Raw genomic sequence first — 5023 nt, 5'->3', positions numbered from 1 at the left:
GGTGTTTACGGGCGTCCGGCATTTCAGGCATTGACGCACTTCTTCTTTCTCTCCTTGCGGGGTGAGAAGCGGTTCGCGCAGCAAACGAAAAGCCAATTGCTTGGCTTTTCGAGCTTCGAACGCCCTGAGCCCGCGAAGGGCCGGGCGGTGGACGATCCGCCCTGCCGGGTCCCCGCTGCTCCGCAGCGTCCCGGCGTTCGTCAGCCTTTCATCGTGCCACTGGCACGATGAATTCGCTTCGCGAACCGGCCGCTCACCCCACAGGGGGAGAAGGAAGAAAGAACTCAATCCGCCGGCCGGTCCGCTGGATAGGGCGTCTTGACCAGGATCGCCATGCCGATCCCGAGGAACAGCACGATCACCGCCATGCCGAGCCGTGCCGAGCCGCTGGCCAGGGTGACGGACGCGACCATGAACGGCGCCAGGAAACTGGTCGCCCGTCCGGCCAGCGCATAAATGCCGAAATAGCGGCCGGATTCGGCGGCCGTGACGCTGCGCGCCATGTAGGATCGCGACGACGCCTGCACCGGCCCGAAAGCCACACCGATCAACAGGCCGAAGAAGATGTAGGCCTTTTCCGCTGCCGTGCCGAACAGGCCACCGCTGTCCGGTCCAAGCATCATCCAGAGGCCGAACAAAGTATAGCCCGGTCCGGTCGAGACGATGCCGATCGTGGCGATGCTGAGCAGGACCAGCGAGATCATGACGATGGTTTTTGAGCCAAGCGCCGTATCGAGACGGGCTGCAACCAGGCAGCCGAAGATGGCGACGACGTTGAGAATGATGCCGAAAATACCGATTTCGGTGATCGACCAGTGGAACATCGCTGCTGCGAAAGTGCCCCCCAGCGCCAGCACCGCATTGACACCGTCCTGATAGATCATGCGGGCGACAAGGAAGCGGAAGATGCCGCTGCGCTTGCGCACCTCGCCCAGCGTCACTTTCAGCTCCGCCAACCCCTCTCGCACCGCAGGGCCGATCGGCAGGCCCTTGATGGCATCGGGGGTGAAAAAGAACATCGGCAGGATGAACAGGAAGTACCAGCCGGCTGACAAAGGCCCGGTTGCGCGCGCGTCCTCGCCGAGCTTCGGGTCGAGCCCAAAGAGCGGGTCGGTGCCGATGATCGTCTTGCCGGTCTCCGGCGAACCGGCCAAGCAAGCGACGACGAAGATCAGCGCGATCATGCCGCCGAGATAACCAAGGCCCCAGGCCATGTTGGAGATTCGGCCGATCTCGCTCTTCGGCACCAGGCGCGGCATCATCGAATCGTTGAACACGGTCGAAAACTCGGCCGCGACCGACGCCAGCGAAAAGAATAGCACGACCAGGAAAAGGTTCGAACCGGGGGCCGCGAACCAAAGCATGCAAAGGCAGGTGACCTTGACCGCGGCAAAGAATGCGATCCAGGGCTTGCGCGGGCCGGTCTGGTCGGCAATCGAGCCGAGGATAGGCGACAGCACGGCGATGACAAGACCGGCCGCGGCAATGCCGTAGCCCCAGGCCGCCTGGCCGGTCTCCGGATCGCTCGCCATGCGCGAGACGAAGTAAGGTCCAAAGATGAAGGTCGTCACGACCGTGAAGAACGGCTGCGCCGCCCAGTCGAACAGCATCCATCCCCAGATGCCGCGCCCGGACGCACGCTGCACTGTCTCTACCGTCATCATGATCCCTCGGCACCGGTTCCGTGTCGGGCGCCATGTCTGCATGTTTCATGCGCTCATGCAATGAACGAAGCTCGGTGCCGTACCCTTGACGCTGCCGGGCGTTCACTGTTCGAAAGCCATGCAACCGGCTTTCGTCCGCTTCGCGAACCAAGCCCGTATTTTTCTCGTGGGGGAAGTCGGACCGTAGGTCCGGCGCCGTCCTCCACCCCCTGCTTCGCAACGATTGTCGCCGGCGTGGATCTCTTGATTATTAAGTTGACTCTTTTTGTCCGCTTTGACTAATTGCGCTCGCGCAGGGCCGGAACGGTGACCGGCCGAACTGCTCGAAATTGGTCTGACAGGGAATAAGAGATGACGATTGGTCGACAGGCATTGTTGCGCATTCAGGCAAGGCGATTGATTGCGAGCAGTGCCTTGATAGCGGCATCTTTTGGAATGGTGGGGACCGGCCGGGCCCAGGACGTTTCGCCGGACGATGCAACTCAACTGGAAACGATCGTCGTCACCGGCAAGTCGGACCGCGTTGGCGGGCCCGATCAAACGATCGTCGCCAAGGATACGGCGACCGCCACCAAGACCGATACGCCGATCGTCGACGTTCCCGCCTCGGTTTCAGTTGTAACCCAAAAGGAACTGGAGGCGCGCCATGTCGAAAGCCTCCAGCAGGCCGTGGCCTACACATCCAGCGTCCTCACCGACGAGTTCGGCAACGATGACCGATACGACTATATTCGCATCCGCGGTTTCGACCAGACATCGCTCGGTACCTATCGCGACGGCTTGACGGCGCGCATCCCAGCCTGGTTCACGGCCAGCCGTCTCGAACCTTACGGACTTCAGCGCGTGGAGGTCCTAAAGGGATCGACATCGACGCTTTTTGGTCTCAACGGCCCTGGCGGATTGGTGAACGCCATTACCAAGCGGCCGCTGGACCAGAAGCAGGGGGAGATTTACACGTCCTATGGCGACGGCACCAAGGAGATTGGCGTTGATTTTGGCGGGCCGATCGACCCCGATGGCGTGTGGACCTATCGGCTTACCGGGCTGGCCAAGGATGGCGATCAAGGATGGGATTATTCCAACGACGACCGGCTTTACATCGCACCCGCGTTGACCATCAAGCCCGAGGAAGGAACCTCGCTCACCATCCTGACTGACTATTACAAGCGAGATGGCACAGGCGCACGCGGCACCCCCGCCGGCGCCAATATCGACATCGGCACCTTCCTGGGCGAGCCGGATTTCAACCGCTTCAACACCGAGCAGGTCGATATCGGCTACCAGTTCGAACATGAATTCAACGAGAATCTCACCTTCCGCTCCAATGCCCGCTACACGCATTTGAGCCTCGACTACGCCGAGGTCTACGGCGCGTCGCTTGACCCCACGGCGGACCGCACGGCATTTTCCGTCGGCGGCCTGTCCAACCGCTATGCCTTCGACAATCAGTTGCAATACGATACGGGCTGGGACCGGGTCGCCAGCAAGACGCTTGTCGGCGTCGACTACGCCAACGACAACACCCGCGAAAACATCCTCTTCGGCACTGCCGGCCCCATCGACATCGACAACCCGACCTATTGCGGTCTGTCCTGCATCAACCTCGGCCCCTATGTGAACTGGCGGGTCAAGCAGCAGGCGGTCGGTGTCTATGCCCAGGAGCAATTGACGTTTGACGACCGCTGGATCGTCACCCTGGGCGGGCGCTGGGACCGCGTGCAGACGACAGCTGATTATCTCGACCTGGGAACGCAGGACGACGACACCGCATCGGCCTTCACCAAGCGCGCCGGCCTGACCTACAAATTCACGCCGAACCTCGCGGTCTACGCCAACTATTCGGAAAGCTTCCAGCCGCTCGTGTCGCCAAGCGCCAACGGGTATGCGGTCTCGGGCTCGTTGAAGCCTCAGGAGGGCAAACAGTATGAGGCAGGCATCAAGTACAAGCCCGACGGCTTCGACGGCCTGTTCACAGCCGCGGTCTTCGACCTTACCCAAACCAATGTTCCGACCTATGTCACGCCTGTTGTCCAGCAGCAGATCGGCAAGGTTGGCGTCCGCGGCATCGAACTCGAGGGCAAGGCCGCCATCGCGGAAAACTTGAACCTGACGCTTGCCTATTCCTACTGGGATGCCGAGATCCTGGAAGACGGCATTGGCGGGAATGCCGGCAATCGGCCGCAGCGCGTTCCTCGCCACCTGGCGTCAGCCTGGGTCGACTACACGCTTCCCGAGGAAGGACCGCGTGGCGACCTGACCATCGGCGGTGGCCTGCGCTATATCGGACAAACCTACGGGGATGACGCGAACACCATTTCGATTGGCGGCTACGCACTGGTGGATGCGGCGATTAGCTACAAGATGACCAAGGACGTGACGTTGGCCTTGAACGCAACGAACCTGTTCGACCGGAAGTATCTGACAACCAGCTATTACGGGACCGAATTCTACGGCGACCGGCTGAAAATCGTCGGCACCCTCAAACATTCCTGGTGAGCTTGCTGAACGCCAAGCGCCGATAACATTGGAAAAGGCGCCACACGCACCCGACAACGCGTGTGGCAATCATCGACGGTTCACATCCCCGTCAGATCGCTCATCAGCCCCGACGCCACCGACAGCCGCGACACGGTGATGTCGCCGCCCTCGGTCAACGCCTGCAGCCGCTCGCGGATGCGCGCCACCCGCTCGCCGCCGGCGTCCAGCCAGGCAGCCACCGGATCGGCCGTCTTGGCGTGGCCGGTGAGCGCCGCCACCGCGATGCCGCGCCGTGCCGCATCGATCGTGTCGGTGGCGCGCGAAAGCGCCAGCTGATCGTAGTAGTCCGATGGCGTGATCGAGCGTGCGGCATCCTCGACACGCGGAATGCGGAAGGCATCGCTGACGGCGAAGAACGCCTTGGCCGCGGCGACGATATCGGCGCCGGCGGTGCGCGCCGTCAGCGCGATGTCGGGGATGAGTTCCGCCACCTCGCTCAGTGCCAGCTGCCCGGCCAAGCTTTCCGGCGCGCCGGCCTTGAACAGCCCATGCCGCTTCTCCTCGATGCGCTCGCGTGAAAAGGCCGGCAGCAGCGAAACGAGCTTGGGCTCCAGCGCCTTGCGGGCTTCCTGCAACTCGGCAATGCGCTGGCTGAGGGGTGCCGTGCCGGCATCGTTCTTCAGATACCAGCCGCTGGTCACATAGATCAGCCGGCTGACCATCTGATAGAGATCGAGCTGCACCTGGCCGTCGATCTGGTTGTCGAGCGCGTCGATCTCGCGATAGAGCGCCGGCAAGGCAAAACCGTCACGCACCACCGCGAAGGTCCGCACCACGTCGGCGGCGGTGCGCCCGGTGGCCTCCTGCAGCCGGTTGACGAA

Annotated in this window: 3 protein-coding genes and 1 pseudogene; 2 read left to right on the top strand and 2 right to left on the bottom strand. The window is 62.4% G+C overall.

The annotated features are described in order from the left end of the window. Nucleotides 1-231, top strand: a 231-nt coding sequence (locus tag EN879_RS39490; RefSeq protein WP_206520992.1) for a hypothetical protein, incomplete at its 5' end; no start/stop codon positions are given. Between the two features lie 53 nt (nucleotides 232-284). Here EN879_RS39490 and EN879_RS24010 read toward each other — a convergent pair. Continuing rightward, nucleotides 285-1661: an MFS transporter gene (locus EN879_RS24010; protein WP_063170394.1), complete on the bottom strand. Its 1377-nt coding sequence runs from the start codon at nucleotides 1659-1661 to the stop codon at nucleotides 285-287. Nucleotides 1662-2015: 354 nt separating this feature from the next. On the opposite strand from EN879_RS24010, the gene EN879_RS24005 reads away from it, so the two are divergent. Continuing rightward, entirely contained in the window at nucleotides 2016-4160 is a 2145-nt protein-coding gene (locus tag EN879_RS24005; protein WP_063169465.1) for a TonB-dependent siderophore receptor, read from the top strand. Nucleotides 4161-4240: 80 nt separating this feature from the next. Here the strand turns inward: EN879_RS24005 and EN879_RS24000 are convergent. Beyond that, nucleotides 4241-5023 (bottom strand): annotated as a pseudogene (locus EN879_RS24000) (NAD-glutamate dehydrogenase domain-containing protein); the annotation flags it as partial.

The sequence above is a fragment of the Mesorhizobium sp. M7A.F.Ca.AU.002.02.1.1 genome (assembly GCF_003998535.1).
GTDB lineage: Bacteria > Pseudomonadota > Alphaproteobacteria > Rhizobiales > Rhizobiaceae > Mesorhizobium > Mesorhizobium ciceri.
This window is presented reverse-complemented; position numbering and strand designations above follow the sequence as displayed.